Genomic DNA, 17,350 nt, shown 5'->3' on the forward strand with positions numbered 1-17,350 from the left:
ACAGCGGTGTAGTTCTCCGGCGGACGGCCACCAGGGCCGTCGCCTCACGGTCGTCGTCGCGGTGCAGCGAGGTGGCGAACCCGGCCGCCTGGAACGCGGAGGCACTCGCCGCAGCCTGATCCGCGCCGACCTCGATCACGACGACGCCGTGCGGTGCGAGCCACGCCCCCGCCTCCTGAGCGATGCGGCGGTGCAGGGCGAGCCCGTCCGACCCGCCGTCGAGCGTGAGCATCGGCTCGTGCACCCGGGCCTCCGGCGGCATGAGCGCGATCGCCGCGGTGGGGACGTAGGGGGCGTTGACGACGACGACGTCGATCCGCCCGCGCTCACTCCCGGGGAGCGCGTCGAAGAGGTCGCCCTCGTGGACGTCGGCGCGGCCTGCGAGCGTGCGGCGCGCGCAGGCGACGGCGGCGGGGGAGAGGTCGGCGGCGAGCAGGCGGACGTCCGGCCGCTCCTCCGCGATCGACCGGGCGAGGGCGCCGGATCCGCAGCAGAGGTCGAGCACCACGGCGCCGCCCGGGAGGACCTCCAGGGCGCAGTCGACCAGCCACTCGGTGCGCACGCGGGGCACGAAGACGCCGGGTGCGACGGGGACGCGCAGGCCGCGGAAGGCGACCCAGCCGAGGATCTGCTCGAGGGGCTCGCCCGTCTCGCGGCGGCGGAGCAGCAGCTCGAGGTCGGAGGAGGAGCCGGCGGCCTCCTCGAGCAGGCCCGCCTCCTCCTCGGCGAAGACGCAGCCGGCGGCGCGCAGACGCTCCACCGACGACGAACGCCCCGTCGGCGGACCGGACGGGGCGTCGTTCACGACGGGGGGAGGCTCAGCGCCAGCGCGTCGTCATCAGGAAGCCGATGAACGCGATGCCGAAGCCGATCAGGATGTTGAGGTTGCCGAGATCGGGGATCGGCAGGGTGCCCTGGCTCACGTAGAAGACGATGATCCAGGCGAGTCCGAGCAGCATGAAGCCGAACATCACCGGCTTGAACCAGACCGGATTCGGTGCGTTCTCGCCGGTCCGGGCCTCGTCGCGCTCGGGCTTCGGGCTCTTCGTCGCTCGTGCCATGCCGACCACTGTACCGGGCGGAGGCTCCGGGCCGGGAGCGCCGGGGCTGCGCGGGTGCTGTGCGGACTCGCGGAGCGGCCGGTGCGGGCGCTCGAGTGGTCCCCTCGGCCCTCCTCAGGCGGCGACTCGGGAGGCCTCTCCACAGGTCCGGTTCATGCGCCACAGCCGGTCACGGCTCGCGCCTAGACTCGTCGCATGACCGCCCAGAACCCCGACGGGGCGGCTCTGCGGCCGCGAGCGAAGCGACGGAGGGCCCGCCCGGTCCGACGACTCTCGTTCTTCGGAGTCGTCGGCGAGCTCCTGATGACCGCCGGCGTCCTGGTCCTGCTCTTCCTGGCCTGGCAGCTCTGGTGGAACGACGCGGTGATCGCGGGCCGACAGACGACGCAGGCCGCGGAGCTCCGCGAGACCTGGAGCGACTCCTCTCCGGCACCGCAGCCGACCGATGCCGCCCCGGCGGAGCCGGTCGTCGCGTCGGCCGCCGCCCTCGACACCTCCTTCGGCAACCTCTACATCCCCCGCTACGGCGAGGGGTGGGTGCGCACGATCGCCGAGGGCATCGACGCCGAGAACGTGCTCGACGAGGGGAGCATCGGCCACTACCCCGGGACGCAGATGCCCGGCCAGGCCGGCAACTTCGCGCTCGCCGCGCACCGCAGCGCGTACGGCGGAGGCATGCATCTGATCGACGAGCTCCAGCTCGGCGATTCGATCTACATCGAGACGGCGGACGGCTGGTACACCTACCGCTTCCGCAACCTCGAGTACGTCCAGCCCTCCGACGTCCAGGTGATCGACCCCGTCCCGTGGACTCCGGACGCGGCTCCCACCGACCGCCTGATCACGCTGACGAGCTGCAACCCGCTCTACTCGACGGCCGAGCGGATCATCGCGTACGGCGTCTTCGACTCGTTCCAGCCGCGGTCCGCGGGGGCCCCCGCCGAGATCGCCGCCTCGCTGGCTCAGGAGGGCTGACCGTGTACGCAGCGCTGTGGCGGCTCCTGCCCGGGCCGTGGTGGGTCCGGCTCCTGATCGTCCTCGTCCTCGTCGCGGCGGTCCTGGTGGCGCTCGACGAGTGGGTGTTCCCCTGGGTGCAGTCTCTCGTGCTCGACCGGAACGTGACCGTCGGCTCGTGACCGCCGGCGCGGCCCCGCGGATCCTGGTCGTCGACCACCACGACAGCTTCGTCTTCACGCTCGTCTCGTACCTCCGCGAGCTCGGTGCCGAGGTCGACGTGGTCGAGGGAGACGACCTCGGGATCACGGCGCTCCTGGCTCGCGCGGAGGACGCGGACGGAGTCCTGGTCTCACCCGGGCCGGGTCGCCCCGAGGACGTCCCCGCGTCGACGGCGCTCGTGCAGCGGGCGGAGGCGACCGGGCGGCCGCTGCTCGGAGTCTGCCTCGGCCACCAGGTGCTCGCCCATGCTCTCGGCGCCCGCGTCACGGAGGCGCCGGAGCTGCTGCACGGCCGGACGTCCGCGGTCCTCCACGACGGAGATCCGCTCTTCGACGGCCTGCCCTCCGGATTCGCCGCGATGCGGTACCACTCGCTCGCGGTCGACGGCGAGAGCCTTCCCGAGGAGCTGCGGGTGACGGCGCGGACACCGGAGGGAGTGGTCATGGCCGTCCGGCACCGGAGTGCTCCGCTCGTGGGCGTGCAGTTCCATCCGGAGTCGGTCCTCACCGAGGGCGGGCGGCGCCTTCTCGAGAACTGGCTGCGCGAGGTGTTGTCGAGCGGATCGTCCGTATCGGCGGACGACACGCCCGGACTCTCGATCCCGGCTCGATGAGGCGGAATTCGCCGGGCTTATCGGGCTCGTTATCGAGTCGAGAGCATGGAGAATGATCAGCGACCACCGTCCCCCGAACGGGGATGCCGCCCTGAGCGCGTTCTCACGCAGAAATCCGCCATCTGACGGCTAAATGACGGCGGGCGGAGGAGAACGCCGTGACAGGGTATGAGCGCGACCTTGTCCACCCCCTTGCGCACCCCCCGATCAGGTGGCGGGTTTTGACGGGCTCCCGGCGGAGGATGCGACCCCTTTTCCCTGCATAATCAGAGGGCGTCGACAGGGGGTCGGCGCCGCAGAAGAGAAGTCCGGGGGGACCTCATGGTCGCATCGATCTCCTGGGCTTTCTCGGGAATCCGAGAACTCGAGAATCTCGGTCCGCGCATCGTCGTCAAACCCGGCACCGTTCCGAGCATCACCGGTTCGGGATTCGGCACCGCCGATCTGAGCGTCGTGCTGATGACGGTCTCGCCGCTGCGCGTCCTCCGCGGGACGTGGCCGGCCGACGACACCTCCTTCCTCACCTTCAGCTTCCTCATCGACGGCTTCGTGCGCATGGTCGCACCGGACCGAACGGTGCTGCTGCGTCCGGGCTCGATCTCGTACCAGCAGGGGACCACGACGTTCACGACCGAGTCGACGACACCGGCCACGATCCTCCACCTCTCGCTGCGGGCCGACGAGATGCGCCGCTACGGCTTCGACACGTCGGCCCCGGTCTATGCGCTCGATCCCGACGCCCGGTCCACCCGCGCCGCATACGCCTTCACGACCGCCTTCGCCCTCGCGGCGGAGTCCGGGACGGGGCTGCCCGGCGAGGGCGAGGTCACCGGCTTCGCCCACGTGGTCAAGCAGCTCCTCACCAGCGCGTTCCTCGCGGCGGCGTGCTCGCAGCCCGGCACCACGAGCGTGCGCGCCGCCACGCTCGGGCGCGCGCGCACGGTCATCGACCGGACGCACCGCACGCCGCGCTGCACCCCGGAGGCGGTGGCCGACGCGGTCAACGTGTCCACCCGCTCCCTCCAGCGGCTCTTCGAGGACGCGGGCACCACGGTCGCGAGCGAGATCGAGCGCTCCCGCGTCGCCAGCGCCGTGGAGCTCCTGCGCCGCCGCCCGCGGGAGGTCCCGCTCGAGGCGATCGCCGCCGCGTCCGGATTCTCCTCGGCGGACCACCTCCGCCGTGCGCTCAAGCGCCGCGAGGGGCTCACCCCGAGCGACATCCGCGGCAGGATCGCACGCCCCGCCGACGGATCGGCAGCCGGCGAGGTCGTGCGGCTCCAGCAACCGCTCGCCGACGCTCGCCGGGCGTAGCCGTTCACCCCGGGGCTGTCGGCCTCGCGGAGCATCGAACCCGACGAGCAACGTCCGGACGAGCCCTCTTCGGCGCGCAGAGCAGCGGCCCGGCCTCCACCGGGCGCCGTCGGCCGCAGCCGCAGCCGCAGCCGCAGCGGGCTGCAGGCCGGGTCAGCCCGCGCAGTAGCCGAGCTGGACGGTCGATCCCTGCGGGACGTCGCCCGGAGCGAGGGACTGGGTCGTGATGGGCGGGTTCGCCCGGGTCGCGTCGCAGGTCTCGTCCGGGACCTCGACCCCCACGAGCTGCAGCTTCTCGGAGGCGAGGGTGGCCAGTGCGCTGCTGAGGGACGTCCCGACGAGGTCGGGGAGCGTGACCTGGCCGGAGGAGACGGTGAGGTCGACCGGCGTGCCCGGGGCGACCTGCTGGCCCGCTCCGGGGGAGGCGGAGAGCACGACGTCGCCCGGGACGGTCGGCGAGTTCTCGCGGGTCTGGGAGCCCTCGACGAAGCCGACGGCGGTGAGCGCGTCGATGGCCTCGGCGAGGCTCCGCCCGACGGTGTCCGGCACGGCGACGGGCTGCGGGCCCTGGGACACGACGATGCGGATGACCGTCTCGGGCGCGACGATGGTGCCCGAGCCCGGATCCGTGCGGATCACCTCGCCCTCGGGGACGGTCGAGCTGTACTCCGCGACCTGGCTCGGCACGAGATCGAGCTCGGTCAGGGTCGACTGGGCGCTGTCGTAGGTGGTCTCCGTGAGGGTGGGGACCTCGCGCGACTGCGACGGCAGTGTCGACGCGGGCTGGAGCGTCAGCACCCAGATCACGAGCGCGGCGACGATCACGGCCAGCACGACGATCGAGGACCAGATCCAGAGGACCGGCGGGCGGCGCTGGGTGCGGACGATCGAGTTGTCCTCGGCCAGCTGGCGGAGGGCGAGCTCGGAGTCGTTGACTCCGCCCTGGCTGCGGGCCGCGAAGAGCGAGGTGGTCAGCTCGTCGATCGGGCGGTGGTCGGGGAGGCGTCCGGCGGCGGCGTCGCGCAGGTCGTCGCGGAACTCCGCAGCTCCCTGGAAGCGCTCGTAGCGGTCCTTCGACAGTGCGCGGGCGACGACCGCGTCGAGCGCCGGCGTGACAGCCGGGTTGATGGAGCTCGGCGCCGGCGGCGTCTCGCTGACGTGCTGGTAGGCGACTGCCACCGGGGTGTCGCCGCGGAAGGGCGCACGGCCGGTGAGGAGCTCGAAGAGCACGATGCCGGCGGAGTAGAGGTCGCTGCGGGCGTCGACCTGCTCGCCCTTCGCCTGCTCGGGGGAGAAGTAGGCCGCGGTGCCGAGGATCGCCGTGGTCTGAGCGACCGTGGCGGCCGAGTCGGAGACGGCGCGGGCGATCCCGAAGTCCATCACCTTCACCTGGCCCGACGGGGTCAGCATGATGTTGCCGGGCTTGATGTCGCGGTGGACGACGCCTGCGCGGTGCGAGTACTCGAGGGCGGTGAGGATGCCCTCCGTGATGCGGACGGCCTCGTCCACGTCGAGGGGGCCCTCGGCGATCAGGTCCTTGAGGAGGCGGCCCTCGATGTGCTCCATGACGATGAAGGGCCGGCGCGACTCGGCGCCGTTGTCGTCGAGCGAGACCTCCTCGCCGGCATCGAAGACCCGGACGATCGTGGGATGCGACATGCGCGACGCGGACTGCGCCTCCTGGCGGAACCGCAGGCGGAAGGCGGAGTCGGAGGAGAGGGAGAGCTTCAGCTCCTTGATGGCGACGGTGCGGCCGAGCCGGGTGTCGGTGCCGAGGTACACCTCGGACATCCCGCCGCGGCCGAGCCGGGGCCCGACCTGGTACCGTCCCGCGATCAGGCGACCCTCATCCGTCACGCGCACGCTCCCGCCCTGTACTTCCGTGTGGTGCGGCCCCGAGGAGCCACGGCAAGTGTACCTATGGGCCCCTGGTGTTCCGGGCGGGGGCGCGACGCGACGGCCGCGAGGCGCCGGGCCGGAGCGGTGCCCCGGCCCGGCGCGCCGCCGCTACTCGGAGGGGGTGGGCGTCGAGGTGGCCTTCGAGGTGGGGGTCGGCGCCGGGGTCGGAGCCGGCTCCTCGACGGTGACGGAGAGGGTGGGCGAGGCCGCCGACTCCGACTCGCCGCAGAGCACGGTGTACGTGACGTCGATCGTGCCGGCCGCGGTGCCGGCCTGGATCGTCGCGGTCGTCGAGTTCGACGGGTTGGTGCTCGTCACGCTCGCGCCCTCACCGGTCGCGGTCACCCGGTAACCGCTCACGGAGGTTCCGCTCGGGCACTGGTTGTAGTTGCTCCAGGTGACGTTGAACGTCGCGCCCGCCTCGACGCTGGAGGCGGCGGGGGTGACGGTCGGCACGGCGGTCGGTGCGTCCGGGGTCGCGACCTCGGTGAAGACGGAGACCTCGATGGTCGTGCCCTTCACCACGTTCGCGGTGGGGTTCACGTCCTCGACGAGTCCGACCTGCTCGGCGGTGGGGGCGCTCGGGCCGTCCGCGCGCCGGACGCCCATGCCCAGGGCCTCGAGCTCGGTCTCGACGTCGTCGAAGGAGCGCCCGACGTAGTCGGCCTTGTCGATGACCACCGTGTTCGAGGTCGGCGTCGGCGTGGGGCTCGGAGTCTCGGACGGCGTCGGCGGCGGGGCCGTGCTGGTCGTCGCGGTGGGGGAGGCGGCCGGGTCGCTGCTCCCGCCGGTCGTCAGGGCGAAGATGGTGCCCGCGATGACGACGGCGAGGATCACGATGAGGGCGATCAGCGGCCAGGTCCACGGGCTGCGCCTGCGCGGCTCCTCGGCCGGCTCGAGCGGCTCCTCGATCGGCACGAACGGAGCGGCGGCCGCGGCCGCGGCCGCGCCGGAGGGCAGCACCGTGGTCGCCTGCGTCGCGCCCTGGTTGGAGGGGAGGACCGTGGTCGCCTGCGTCGCGGGCAGGTCGCTGAGGACCGCGGGGACGGCCAGCGCCGCTCCGCGCACGTCGCCCGAGCGGAGCGCCTGGGCCGCCCGCGCGAGGTGCGCGGCGGTGGCGGGGCGGTCGGCCGGCTTCTTGGCGATGCAGGAGTAGACGAGGTTGCGCACCGGCTCCGCGACCGTGACCGGCAGCTCCGGCGGGGTGTCGTTGATCTGCGCCATCGCGATGGCGACCTGCGACTCGCCCGTGAAGGGGCGGCGCCCGGCCAGGCACTCGTACGCGACGATGCCCAGCGAGTAGATGTCGGTGGCGGGGGAGGCGGGCTGGCCGCTCGCCTGCTCCGGGGACAGGTACTGGACCGTGCCCATGACCTGCCCGGTCGCCGTCAGCGGGACCTGGTCGGCGATGCGCGCGATGCCGAAGTCGGTGATCTTGACGCGGCCGTCCGGCGTGATGAGCAGGTTGCCCGGCTTCACGTCGCGGTGCACGAGGCCCGCGGCGTGCGCGGCGTGCAGGGCGAGCGCGGTCTGCGCGACGATGTCGAGGACCTTGTCGGTCGAGAGGACGCGCTCGCGCTCGAGGACGGTCGAGAGCGCCTCGCCGGGGACGAGCTCCATGACCAGGTAGGCCGAGCCGTCCTCCTCGCCGTAGTCGTAGACGTTGGCGATGCCCTCGTGGTTGACCAGCGCCGCGTGGCGGGCCTCGGCGCGGAAGCGCTCGAGGAAGCCGGGGTCGCCGAGGTACTCGTCCTTCAGGATCTTGATCGCGATGGTGCGGCCGATGACGAGATCTGTCGCCTGCCACACCTCTCCCATGCCGCCGATGGCGATCCGGGACTGCAGCTCGTAGCGTCCCCCGAAGGTGAGGCCTGTCGTGGGTCTCATTTGTTCAGCACCGCCTCTAGTACCTGTTGTCCGATGGGTGCGGCGATCAGGTTGCCGTACCCGGTCTGGCCGAGCCCTCCACCGTTCTCCACGAGCACGGTGATGGCGTACTGCGGGTCGTCCGCAGGCGCGAAGCCGGTGAACCAGAGGGTGTACGGGTCGTCCCCGCCGTTCTCGGCGGTACCGGTCTTACCGGCCACAGTGACGCCCCCTATTGTTGCATTCGTCGCCGCGCCGCCCTGGACGCTGGCGACCATCATCGCCTTGACGGCGTCCGCGGTCTGCGTGCTCACCGCCCGGCCGAGCGACTTCTCCTGGAACTGCTGCAGCACGCTGAGGTCCTGCGAGCGGATCGAGTCGACCAGGTTCGGCTGCATCACCTCGCCGCCGTTCGCGATCGCCGCGGAGACCATGGCGATCTGCAGCGGCGTCGCGCGCACCTCGTACTGCCCGAAGGCGGTGAGGGCCGTCTGGGCGTCGTCCGTCTTCGTCGGGTAGGTGCTCGCCTCGACCGACATCGGGATCTCGAGCTCGGTGTCGAAGCCGAACTTCTCGGCCTGCGAGCGGATCGCGTCCGCTCCCAGCTGCACGCCCATCTCGGCCATCGGGACGTTGCAGGAGAGCGAGACGGCGGTGGCCAGCGTGACCGTCTCTCCGGAGCCGCAGAGACCGCCTCCGGAGTTGATCACCTGCGACGAGGAGCCGGGCAGCGTGTAGGACTCGACGTTGGGGAAGCTCGAGTCGGCCGTGAAACGGCCGGACTCGAGGGCGGCCGAGGCCACGACGAGCTTGAAGACGGAGCCGGGCGGATTGAGCGAGCCGCCGATCGCCCGGTTCACGAGGGGCTCGGAGGAGTCGTCGTTCAGCGCCCGGTAGGCGGCGAGGACGTCGTCGGTGTCGTGGGAGGCGAGCGCGGTGGGATCGAAGGCGGGCTTCGAGACCATCGCGAGGATGCGGCCGGTGGCCGGCTCCGTCACGACGACGGCCCCCGTGTAGTCGCCGAGCGCGTCGAAGGCGGCCTGCTGGGCGACCGGGTCGATCGAGAGCTCGACCGACGCGCCCTTCGGGTCCTGGCCCGTGACGAGGTTGTTGATCTCGTCGAAGAACTGCGAGTTCGAGGTGCCCGAGAGGTAGTCGTTGAGCGTGCGCTCGATGCCGGTGGTGCCCTGGTTCAGGGTGAAGTAGCCGGTCACGGCGGAGTAGAGCGGGCCGTTCGCGTACTGCCGCTGGAACTTGTAGAGGTCGTCCGACGGCGTCGAGGAGGCGATCGGCTGACCGCCGGCGAGGATCGCACCGCGCTCTGTCGAGAAGCTCTCGTAGAGGGTCCGCGTGTTGCGGCCGTCCTCGTCGAGGGAGTCGGCCTGGATCACCTGGATGGTGGTGGTGGAGAGGAAGAGGGCCACGAACATCGTCAGCACGACGAGGCTCACCCGTTTGAGTTCTCGGTTCATCGACGGATCACACCACCAGACGAGGCTGACTGCGGACTGTGTCGGACAGGCGCAGCAGCACCGCCACGATCATCCAGTTCGCCACGAGGGAGGAGCCGCCGGCGGCGAGGAACGGCGTGGTCAGGCCGGTCAGCGGGATGACGCGGGTGACGCCTCCGATGACGATGAAGCACTGCAGGGCGATCACGAACGAGAGGCCGACTCCCAGGAGGCGCCCGAAGTCGTCCTGCCCGGCGAAGCCGATGCGGAACCCGCGCGAGACCAGCAGGAGGTAGAGGCCGAAGATCGCGAAGAGCCCGGCGAGGCCCAGCTCCTCGCCGAGGCTGGCGATGATGTAGTCGGACTGCGGGACCGGCGTGAGATCCGGCATCCCCTGGCCGAGGCCCGTGCCGAGCAGCCCGCCGTGCGCGAGGCCGAAGAGGCCCTGCACGAGCTGGTAGCTGCCGCCCGGATCCGCCCCGTAGCGCTCGGCGCTGAAGGGCTCGAGCCAGTTGGCGAAGCGGTTGCCCACGTAGTCGAGCGTCTGGCTCGCCAGCAGCGCGCCGCCGAGGAACAGGCCGACGCCGATGAGGACCCAGCTGGTGCGGCCGGTCGCGACGTAGAGCATGACCAGGAACAGGCCGAAGTAGAGCAGAGCCGTCCCCAGGTCGCGCTGGAAGACGATGACGCCCATCGTGACCGCCCAGACCACCAGGATCGGGCCGAGGTCGCGCAGGCGCGGGAAGCGCATACCGAGGACGGTGCGGCCCACCATCGAGAGGGAGTCGCGGTTGCGCACGAGGTAGCCGGCGAAGAAGACCGCGAGGGCGATCTTGGCGATCTCGCCGGGCTGGAAGCTCGCCACGTCGCCGATCCCGATCCAGACGCGCGCGCCGCTGACCTCGCGGCCGATGAAGGGCAGGAGCGGCAGCAGGAGCAGCACGATCGCCGCGAACCCGGCGACGTAGGTGTAGCGGAACAGCACGCGGTGGTTGCGGATGACCAGCAGCACCACGATCGCCGCCACGACGGCCAGGGCGCTCCAGAAGATCTGCCGCATCGCCACCGACTCCCAGCCGGTCGCGCCGTCGGCGATGTCGATCCGGTAGATCTCGGCGACGCCCAGGCCGTTCAGCACGGTGGCGATCGGGAGGAGGAAGGGGTCGGCCGCGGGGGCCGCGAAGCGCAGCACGACGTGCACGGCGAGCACGAGCGCCGAGAGGCCGGCGCCCAGCGAGACCAGCGTGGTGTCGATCGAGCCGAGGGCGCCGAGCTGCACGAGCACGATTGCGCCGGCGTCGATGAGGCATGCGCCGATCAGGAGCAGGAGCTCGAGATTGCGCAGCTTCTGGCGGAAGAAGCCCTGCCGCTCGGGGGCGGGGCGGGCGGTGGCCGTGGCGGCGTCCGTCATGGTGCTCCGTTCGCGTCCGTGAGGCGCTCGACGATGTCGACCGCGCCGGCGTAGGAGTCGGCGCTGATCGTCTGCTCCAGCTGCTCGACGTCGTAGGCGCGGAGGGAGTCGAGCGGGATGCCCGTGTCCTCCTTCACCTCCGAGAGCGAGAGCGGGCCGACCGACTGCTGGATGCCCTGGTAGATGATCACGGTGTCCCCGTCGGTGCCGACGTAGAAGCGCGACTGCGTCCAGTCGTAGGCGAAGAGGATCCCGAGGAATCCGATGATGAGCACGAGGGACAGGCCGACGAGCCAGGTGATGCGGCGGCGCAGGTGCCGGCGGCGGTCCTCCTCGATCAGCTCGTCGAGGTAGTCCTCGGACGCGGGCTCGAAGTGGGTGGGGCCCTGCGCGGCGGGAGCCCGGGTGTGCAGGCGGAGGCCGGGGATCCGGACGCGGTTCTGCGAGTCGTCGGTGCTGAAGGGCGTGGGCGCGGCGGCCGATCCGACGACCACCGGCTCCTCCACGGGGGCGAGGATGCGCGCGGTGTCGCCCGCGCCGGGGATGTCGAGGACGACGACGGTGACGTTGTCCGGGGCGCCGTGCGAGAGGCTGTCGCGGATCAGGCGGTCGGCCACCTGCTGGGCGGTTTCGTCGCGGCTGAGCTCCTTGAGGATCTCGTCGTGCGGGACGACGCCGGAGAGGCCGTCGGAGCAGATCAGCCAGCGGTCGTGCGGCTCGGTCTCGAGCGTGAGCGTGTCGATCTCGGGGTTGGTGTGCACGTCGCCGAGGACCCGCATGAGGACGGAGCGGCGCGGGTGCGTCATCGCCTCCTCCTCCGTGATGCGGCCGGAGTCGACGAGGCGCTGCACGAAAGTGTGGTCGGTCGTGACCTGCTCGAGCCGGCCGTCGCGGAGGACGTAGATGCGGGAGTCGCCGATGTGCGCGATCGCCACCGACTCGCCGACGCGGGCGATCGCGCTGACGGTGGTGCCCATGCCGGTGAGCTCGGGGTGGTCGACGACGGCGTCGGCCAGCAGGGTGTTGGCCGCCAGCAGGGTGCGCTTGAGCTCGTCCTCGGCCTCGTAGGTGGAGGCGTAGACGCGGTCCGCCTCCGCGATGCGCTTGATCGCGATGGAGGAGGCGACGTCGCCGCCCGCGTGGCCGCCCATGCCGTCGGCGACGACGAAGAGCTGCCGGCCCGCGTAGCCGGAGTCCTGGTTGTTCGAGCGGATCCTGCCGACGTGCGAGACGGCGGCGCTCTCGCGCACCGCGCCGTGGCCGGAGCCGCTCTCCGGAGTGGGGGCCACGCGCTACGACCGCCGCAGTTCGAAGGTGGTGGTGCCGACCTTCACGGGCGTCTCCAGCGGCACCTTGGTGGGCGCGCCGACACGGCGGCCGTCGAGGAAGGTGCCGTTGGTGGAGTCGAGGTCCTGGATCATCCACTCGTCGTTCCAGAGGAGCAGGCGCGCGTGGTGGGTCGAGGTGTAGTCGTCGCGGATGACCAGCGTCGACTCGGCGGAGCGGCCGATCGTCAGCGGGTCGCCGGTCAGCTCGAGCTCGGTGCCCCGCTTGGGGCCCGAGGTGATCACGAGGCGCTGCGCCGTGTGGACCGTGGCGGCACCTCCCTGCTCGGCGCGCTCGGCGGCGGCCTCGCGGCTCCTCCGGGCCGAGGGGGCCGATGGGGAGGCGGGCTGCGCGGGCGCGGGAGCCGGGGCGGCCGCAGCGACCACGGGCTGGGCCGCCGTCACGAACGGGGCCTCGGGGGACGCGGCCTGCGCGCCGGGCGGCAGCTTGCGCACGCGCTGCCCGAACAGGTCGGAGCGCAGCGCGTAGACGATGCCGAACACGAAGAACCACAGCAGCGCGAGGAACGCGATGCGCAGGAGGAAGAGAGTGAGCTCGCTCATAGCCGGTCGTCCCAGAATCCCTCGGAGCCGCGTCCGGCTGCCCTGCCGGACGACGGGCGGTCGGTGCGTGCGGGCGCGGAGCCCTGCACGACGCGGTAGACGATCGAGGTGCGCCCGATCGTGATGGTCTGCTCGGGGGCCAGGGGCGCTTGCGTGACGGGCCGGCCGTCGAGCTTGGAGCCGTTCGTGGACCCGAGGTCGTGCACCTGGGCGCGGGAGCCGTCCCAGAGGATCTCGACGTGCTTGCGGGACGTGCCCGAGTCGTCGACGGTGATGTCGGCGTCGCTGCCGCGGCCGATGACGGTGCGCGCCTTCGTGATCGGGTGGCGCCGGCCGTCGATGTCGAGGACGGGCGTGTAGGCGACGGTGCCCTTCACGCTGCGGGAGTCGACCTCGACCATGCCGTCGCTGAGCGCCGGATCGACGGCGAGGGAGATGTCGATCGGGCCGGGGAAGCGGAAGCCCTGCTTGGTGGCGTGCTCGGTGGCGACCGTGGTGAGCTCGTCGATCAGGGTGGCGCCGAGGCGCTGCATCCGGTCGAGGTCGGTCGCGGACATCCGCAGGACGAGGCTGTTGGGGACGAGGATGCGGTCGCGGCTGACCACGGCGGCGGAGGTGTCGAGCTCCCGGCGGAGGGCGGAGGCGAGCTCGACCGGCTGCAGACCCGACTTGAAGGTCCGCGCGAACGCGCCGTTGACGACGCGCTCGAGTCCCTTCTCGAAGTTGTCCAGTATGCCCACAGTCTTCCGATCTTCCGGTTCTTCGCCTTCTCGGCGGTCGCGCACGGATCGAGATGTCTGCGCGCCCGTCGCCGCTTCCTCTTCTTGGTCTGCGCCGCGCACGGCTACGGGCATGTTACTGGGATGGTCTGGATGCGCGATCCTCCGCGGTGGTTTCGCGGCCGGAGTGCCGTGTGCGCGCTCTCACCGGGGCGGCCCGGTGGCGGCTCCCAGGGGAGCGACGGCCCGGGGCGGCGGGTGCCGGTTCGGCTCGGAGGCCGGGGGATGCTACGATTTCTCGTCGGCGCTTCGGTGCCGCTGGTGAGCGCGAGTGGCGGAATAGGCAGACGCGCACGGTTCAGGTCCGTGTGCCCGAAAGGGCGTGGGGGTTCAACTCCCCCCTCGCGCACCAGAGTTCATGAGAACCGGAAAGAAGCCCCCGATCGGATGTCCGGTCGGGGGCTTTTCCCGTTCCCGGGTGCGGGGCGCCGCGGGGCGGGCTCCTGTCGTGTCGTTCTCGCGGACGGCGTCCCGCGGAGGCGCGGTGTTCACCGGGAGGTCGGTGGGAGGTCGTCCGTCGCGGGCACGCTCGCGGGGTGATCGCCCTCCGTGCCGACGTGTCCGCCCTCGATCCGCGGGCGCTGCCCGAGCTGCTCCGACGTCTCCGCCGGCACCGGAGCGTGCAGGTGGGGGAGTGCCAGTGGATCGCGGTGCTGCCCGGATCGGGCCCGGTGCTGCTGACGGCGGGCGACCGGCTCGTGCTCGACCTGCTGATCGAGCGGCGCGCGCTGCTCCCCGTGGTGATCGACGCGCTCGAGGCGGAGCTGCGCAGCGGCGGCTTCCGCGAGCGGATCGCGCTGCGCTGGAGCACGCCGGACACGGTGCCCGTGCCGCTGCGCTGACGAGCCGCGGTCAGCGGCGGGTGAGCTCCACGACGGGGATGGTGCGGGTGGTGCGCTTCTCGTAGTCGAGGAAGCCGGCGGAGGCGCTGGTGAAGCGGGCCCAGCCGGCGTCGCGCTCCTCCCCGGCGAGGACACGCGCCCGGACGTCGACGGTGCCGTCGTCGGGGGTCTCGATCGCCAGGTCCGGGTGGGCGACCATGTTGTGGAACCAGGCGGGGTGCTTCGGCGCACCGGCGGCGGACGCGGCGAGCAGCCAGACGTCCTCGGAGGGGTGCAGCGCCATCAGCGGAGTCACGCGCCCCTCACCGGAGCGGGCGCCGCGGTGGTGCACCAGCACGAGGCTCCTCCCGAAGCCGCCCGTGGTCACGGTCCCGCCGTTCGCGCGGAACTCCTCGATGATCGTGTCGTTCCAGTCGGCCATGCTCGTCCTCCTCGACGCGGTGCCGGCACTCGAGTGCCGGGGTCAGGCGCGGGCGCCCAGAGCGTCCTCGCGGCTGCTGCTCCCACCCGGCGGCTGCGCGCCCCCGGTGACGGCGGCGGGATCCGCCAGCGCCCGCCGCCAGGGTAGCTCCGCGGCGCCGACGAGTTCCAGCCTCGAGCGCAGGGCGGCTCGCTCGATCCGCACGCCGCGCGCGAGGTCGCTCAGGGCCCGGGCGGAGACGCGGGCGGCGAGGCGCTCGCGGTCGACGGTGAGCAGCGAGCCGAGGAAGCCGCCGAGCACGACCGCGGTGGGGTTGAAGAGGTTGATGTAGGTGGACAGGCCCTCCGAGAGCAGGTCGACCTGGCGGGCGACCTCGCCGAGGACGGCGGGGTCGCGGGAGGTGCCCAGGGCGATGTCGAGCTCGTCCTGGTCGAGGACGCGGGCGCCGAGGACGTCGAGGAGGGAGCGCATCCGGACCTCGGCCTCGAGGCAGCCGCGCCGGCCGCAGCCGCAGAGGCGGCCGTTCGTGGCGACGAGGGTGTGGCCCAGCTCGGCCGCGAACCCCGAGGAGCCCTGGAGCGGGACACCGCCGATGATGACTCCTCCGCCGATGCCGCCCGCGCCGCCGGTGACGTAGACGACGTCGGCCACGCCGTGCGCGGCTCCGAAGAGGGACTCGCCGATGGCGCCGAGGGTCGCGTCGTTGCCGACGGCGACCGGGAGGTCGAGGGCGCGGCTCAGCTGGGTGGCGAGGTCGACGTCGCGCCAGCCCAGGTGCGGGGCGCGGTGGACGAAGCCGGAGTCGGCCTGGACGAGGCCGGGGACGGCGACGCCCGCGCCGACCAGCGTGCGGAGCGACTCCCGCTCGGAGCGGAAGCCCTCGACGATCCCGGTGACGACGCGGACCACCGTGGCCGGGCTCGCGGGCTTGGGGGTGTCGAAGCGGACGCGGCGCAGCAGCTCGCCGTGCAGGCCGACGAGGCCGACGATGATCGCGTCGGTGTCGAGGTGGACGCCCACGGCCGCGAACCGGTCGCCGGGGACGACGGTGGCGCTGGGGCGGCCGATGCGGCCGTCGGGCGCGGTGGTCTCCTCCGCGACCCAGCCGAGCTCGCTCAGCTCGCCGACGAGGTTCGCGACGGCGGAGCGGTTGAGCCCGGTGAGGCGGCCGAGCTCGGCGCGGCTGGTGGGACCGGAGCGGTGCACCAGCGTCGCGAGGCTCGCGAGGTTCGTGCGGCGCAGCAGCGCGTTGCTGGAGGCTCCGACTGCTCCTGCCATGATCGCCTGCCTGTCGCTGGACCCCGACGGGTCTCGGATGCACTCGGGCGCGGCTCCCCCGAGGAGAAGCCGCGCCCGAGAACTGTAGAAGAGAAGGACGAGGAGCGCCGCTGGGCGGCGCCCGGCGTTCGCCTAGCGGCCGCCGGCGCGGCGCTTGTTGAAGATGTCGAACGCCACCGCGAGCAGGAGCACGAAGCCCTTGATCGCCATCTGCCAGGCCGCGTCGACCGAGAGGATGGAGAGGCCCATGTTGAGCACGCCCATCACGAGTCCGCCGATGACGGCTCCGACGACGGTGCCCACGCCTCCCTGGACGGCGGCGCCGCCGATGAAGACCGCGGCGATCGCGTCCAGCTCGTAGTTCTGTCCGGCCGAGGCGACCGCACCGCCGGCGCGGGCGGTGCTGACGATGCCCGCGACTCCGGCCAGTGCGCCCATGTTGACGAAGATGAAGAAGTTGACCCACTTCGTCTTGACGCCGGACATCATCGCGGCGAACAGGTTGCCGCCCATTGCGTAGATGTGGCGGCCGAACACCGTCCGGCCGAGCACGAAGCTGTAGGCGAGGATCAGCACGGCGAGCACGATCAGGATGATCGGGGTTCCGCTGTAGCCGGCGAGCAGCCAGGAGAGGGCCATGATCGCGATGACGGCGATGGCCGACTTCGCGACCAGCGAGCCGATGGGCTCGCGGGGCAGCTCGAGGCGGCGGAGGGTCGCGCGGCTGCGGAGCTGCTGGGCCACGAGGACGACGCAGACGATCAGGCCGAGGACCAGGGTGAGCGCGTCGCGCCCGGCGATGCCGCCGAGGACGCCCGGCAGCCAGCCGGCGCCGATCGCGGTGAACTCGGTGGGGAGGCCGTTGATCGTTCCGCCGGTGAGGAGGACGAGGGTGAAGCCGCGGAAGATCAGCATGCCCGCGAGGGTCACGATGAACGCCGGTATGCCGACGAAGGCGACCCAGAAGCCCTGCCATGCTCCGACGGCGGCGCCGGTGACGAGGGCGACGACGACGGCCGCCCACCAGGGCAGGCCCCAGTTGTTCATCGCGATCGCCGAGATGGCGCCGACCATCGCCACGACCGAGCCGACCGAGAGGTCGATGTGGCCGGCGATGATGACCATCACCATGCCGATCGCGAGGATCAGCACGTAGGCGTTCTGCTGGATCAGGTTGTTGACGTTGCCGGGCAGGAGCAGGCGCCCGCCGGTCAGCACCTGGAAGAGCAGGATGATGATGGCCAGCGCGGCGAGGATGCCGTACTGCCGGAGGTTGATGTTCAGCCGGCGCGAGCGCTTGGGCGGGGTGGAGGGCGTGTTGGCGGGCGTGTCCGCCGGCGCTGTGGTGGTCGT

The 17,350-nt window shown here is 72.1% G+C and carries 17 protein-coding genes and 1 tRNA gene; 6 read left to right on the forward strand and 12 right to left on the reverse strand.

Going from position 1 to position 17,350, the window contains the following annotated elements; genetic code table 11:
- Positions 1 to 760, reverse strand: a 760-nt coding sequence (locus C5C27_RS12475) for a putative protein N(5)-glutamine methyltransferase (RefSeq protein ID WP_104314547.1), incomplete at its 3' end; no start/stop codon positions are given.
- Between the two features lie 58 nt (positions 761 to 818).
- Positions 819 to 1,061, reverse strand: coding sequence for a cell division protein CrgA (locus tag C5C27_RS12480; protein WP_104222667.1), 243 nt, complete (start codon positions 1,059 to 1,061; stop codon positions 819 to 821).
- A gap of 195 nt (positions 1,062 to 1,256) precedes the next feature.
- Between C5C27_RS12480 and C5C27_RS12485 the strand changes: the two genes are divergently transcribed.
- The 4 genes from C5C27_RS12485 (at position 1,257) to C5C27_RS12495 (ending at position 4,161) form a co-directional block, all read left to right on the forward strand.
- Positions 1,257 to 2,036 carry a class E sortase gene (locus C5C27_RS12485; RefSeq protein WP_104314548.1) on the forward strand — a complete coding sequence of 260 codons (780 nt, stop codon included), beginning with the start codon at positions 1,257 to 1,259 and terminating at the stop codon, positions 2,034 to 2,036.
- 2 nt (positions 2,037 to 2,038) lie between these two features.
- Positions 2,039 to 2,197 carry a hypothetical protein gene (locus C5C27_RS18100; RefSeq protein WP_167299010.1) on the forward strand — a complete coding sequence of 53 codons (159 nt, stop codon included), beginning with the start codon at positions 2,039 to 2,041 and terminating at the stop codon, positions 2,195 to 2,197.
- Positions 2,194 to 2,850, forward strand: coding sequence for an aminodeoxychorismate/anthranilate synthase component II (locus C5C27_RS12490; RefSeq protein ID WP_104314549.1), 657 nt, complete (start codon positions 2,194 to 2,196; stop codon positions 2,848 to 2,850). The genes C5C27_RS18100 and C5C27_RS12490 overlap by 4 nt, the downstream gene beginning before the upstream one ends.
- Positions 2,851 to 3,171: 321 nt before the next feature.
- Positions 3,172 to 4,161 (forward strand): helix-turn-helix domain-containing protein, encoded by a 990-nt coding sequence (locus C5C27_RS12495; protein WP_104314550.1) that lies wholly within the window; start codon positions 3,172 to 3,174, stop codon positions 4,159 to 4,161.
- 153 nt (positions 4,162 to 4,314) lie between these two features.
- Here C5C27_RS12495 and pknB read toward each other — a convergent pair whose 3' ends face one another.
- The 7 genes from pknB to C5C27_RS12530 form a co-directional block, all read right to left on the reverse strand.
- On the reverse strand, positions 4,315 to 6,018 hold the full coding sequence (pknB, locus tag C5C27_RS12500) for a Stk1 family PASTA domain-containing Ser/Thr kinase (RefSeq protein ID WP_104314555.1): 1,704 nt from the start codon (positions 6,016 to 6,018) through the stop codon (positions 4,315 to 4,317).
- Positions 6,019 to 6,168: 150 nt separating this feature from the next.
- Positions 6,169 to 7,947 carry a serine/threonine-protein kinase gene (locus C5C27_RS12505; RefSeq protein WP_104314551.1) on the reverse strand — a complete coding sequence of 593 codons (1,779 nt, stop codon included), beginning with the start codon at positions 7,945 to 7,947 and terminating at the stop codon, positions 6,169 to 6,171.
- Entirely contained in the window at positions 7,944 to 9,398 is a 1,455-nt protein-coding gene (locus C5C27_RS12510) for a penicillin-binding protein 2 (protein ID WP_104238016.1), read from the reverse strand. Before C5C27_RS12510 ends, C5C27_RS12505 begins: the two co-directional genes overlap by 4 nt.
- Before the next feature lie 7 nt (positions 9,399 to 9,405).
- Positions 9,406 to 10,788, reverse strand: coding sequence for an FtsW/RodA/SpoVE family cell cycle protein (locus C5C27_RS12515; RefSeq protein WP_104314552.1), 1,383 nt, complete (start codon positions 10,786 to 10,788; stop codon positions 9,406 to 9,408).
- On the reverse strand, positions 10,785 to 12,077 hold the full coding sequence (locus tag C5C27_RS12520; RefSeq protein ID WP_244229533.1) for a Stp1/IreP family PP2C-type Ser/Thr phosphatase: 1,293 nt from the start codon (positions 12,075 to 12,077) through the stop codon (positions 10,785 to 10,787). Before C5C27_RS12520 ends, C5C27_RS12515 begins: the two co-directional genes overlap by 4 nt.
- 3 nt (positions 12,078 to 12,080) lie before the next feature.
- Positions 12,081 to 12,677 carry an FHA domain-containing protein gene (locus C5C27_RS12525; RefSeq protein ID WP_104314553.1) on the reverse strand — a complete coding sequence of 199 codons (597 nt, stop codon included), beginning with the start codon at positions 12,675 to 12,677 and terminating at the stop codon, positions 12,081 to 12,083.
- Positions 12,674 to 13,417, reverse strand: a complete 744-nt coding sequence (locus tag C5C27_RS12530; RefSeq protein WP_104225775.1) for a DUF3662 and FHA domain-containing protein — start codon at positions 13,415 to 13,417, stop codon at positions 12,674 to 12,676. The genes C5C27_RS12525 and C5C27_RS12530 overlap by 4 nt, the downstream gene beginning before the upstream one ends.
- Positions 13,418 to 13,721: 304 nt before the next feature.
- Between C5C27_RS12530 and C5C27_RS12535 the strand changes: the two genes are divergently transcribed.
- Together C5C27_RS12535 and C5C27_RS12540 are read left to right on the forward strand one after the other, a co-directional pair.
- Positions 13,722 to 13,808: transfer RNA gene (locus C5C27_RS12535), tRNA-Leu, on the forward strand.
- Between the two features lie 184 nt (positions 13,809 to 13,992).
- Positions 13,993 to 14,298 carry a hypothetical protein gene (locus C5C27_RS12540; protein WP_104255651.1) on the forward strand — a complete coding sequence of 102 codons (306 nt, stop codon included), beginning with the start codon at positions 13,993 to 13,995 and terminating at the stop codon, positions 14,296 to 14,298.
- 10 nt (positions 14,299 to 14,308) lie between these two features.
- On the opposite strand, the gene C5C27_RS12545 is transcribed toward C5C27_RS12540, so the two are convergent.
- The 3 genes from C5C27_RS12545 to mmsB form a co-directional block, all read right to left on the reverse strand.
- Entirely contained in the window at positions 14,309 to 14,719 is a 411-nt protein-coding gene (locus tag C5C27_RS12545; RefSeq protein ID WP_104314554.1) for a nitroreductase/quinone reductase family protein, read from the reverse strand.
- Positions 14,720 to 14,761: 42 nt separating this feature from the next.
- A complete protein-coding gene (locus C5C27_RS12550; protein ID WP_104222655.1) occupies positions 14,762 to 15,997 on the reverse strand; it encodes an ROK family transcriptional regulator in 1,236 nt (411 codons plus the stop codon).
- 132 nt (positions 15,998 to 16,129) lie between these two features.
- On the reverse strand, positions 16,130 to 17,350 hold a 1,221-nt coding region (gene mmsB, locus C5C27_RS12555), incomplete at its 5' end, for a multiple monosaccharide ABC transporter permease (protein WP_374955280.1).

It is taken from the genome of Rathayibacter sp. AY2B7 (genome assembly GCF_002931635.1).
Lineage (GTDB): Bacteria > Actinomycetota > Actinomycetes > Actinomycetales > Microbacteriaceae > Rathayibacter.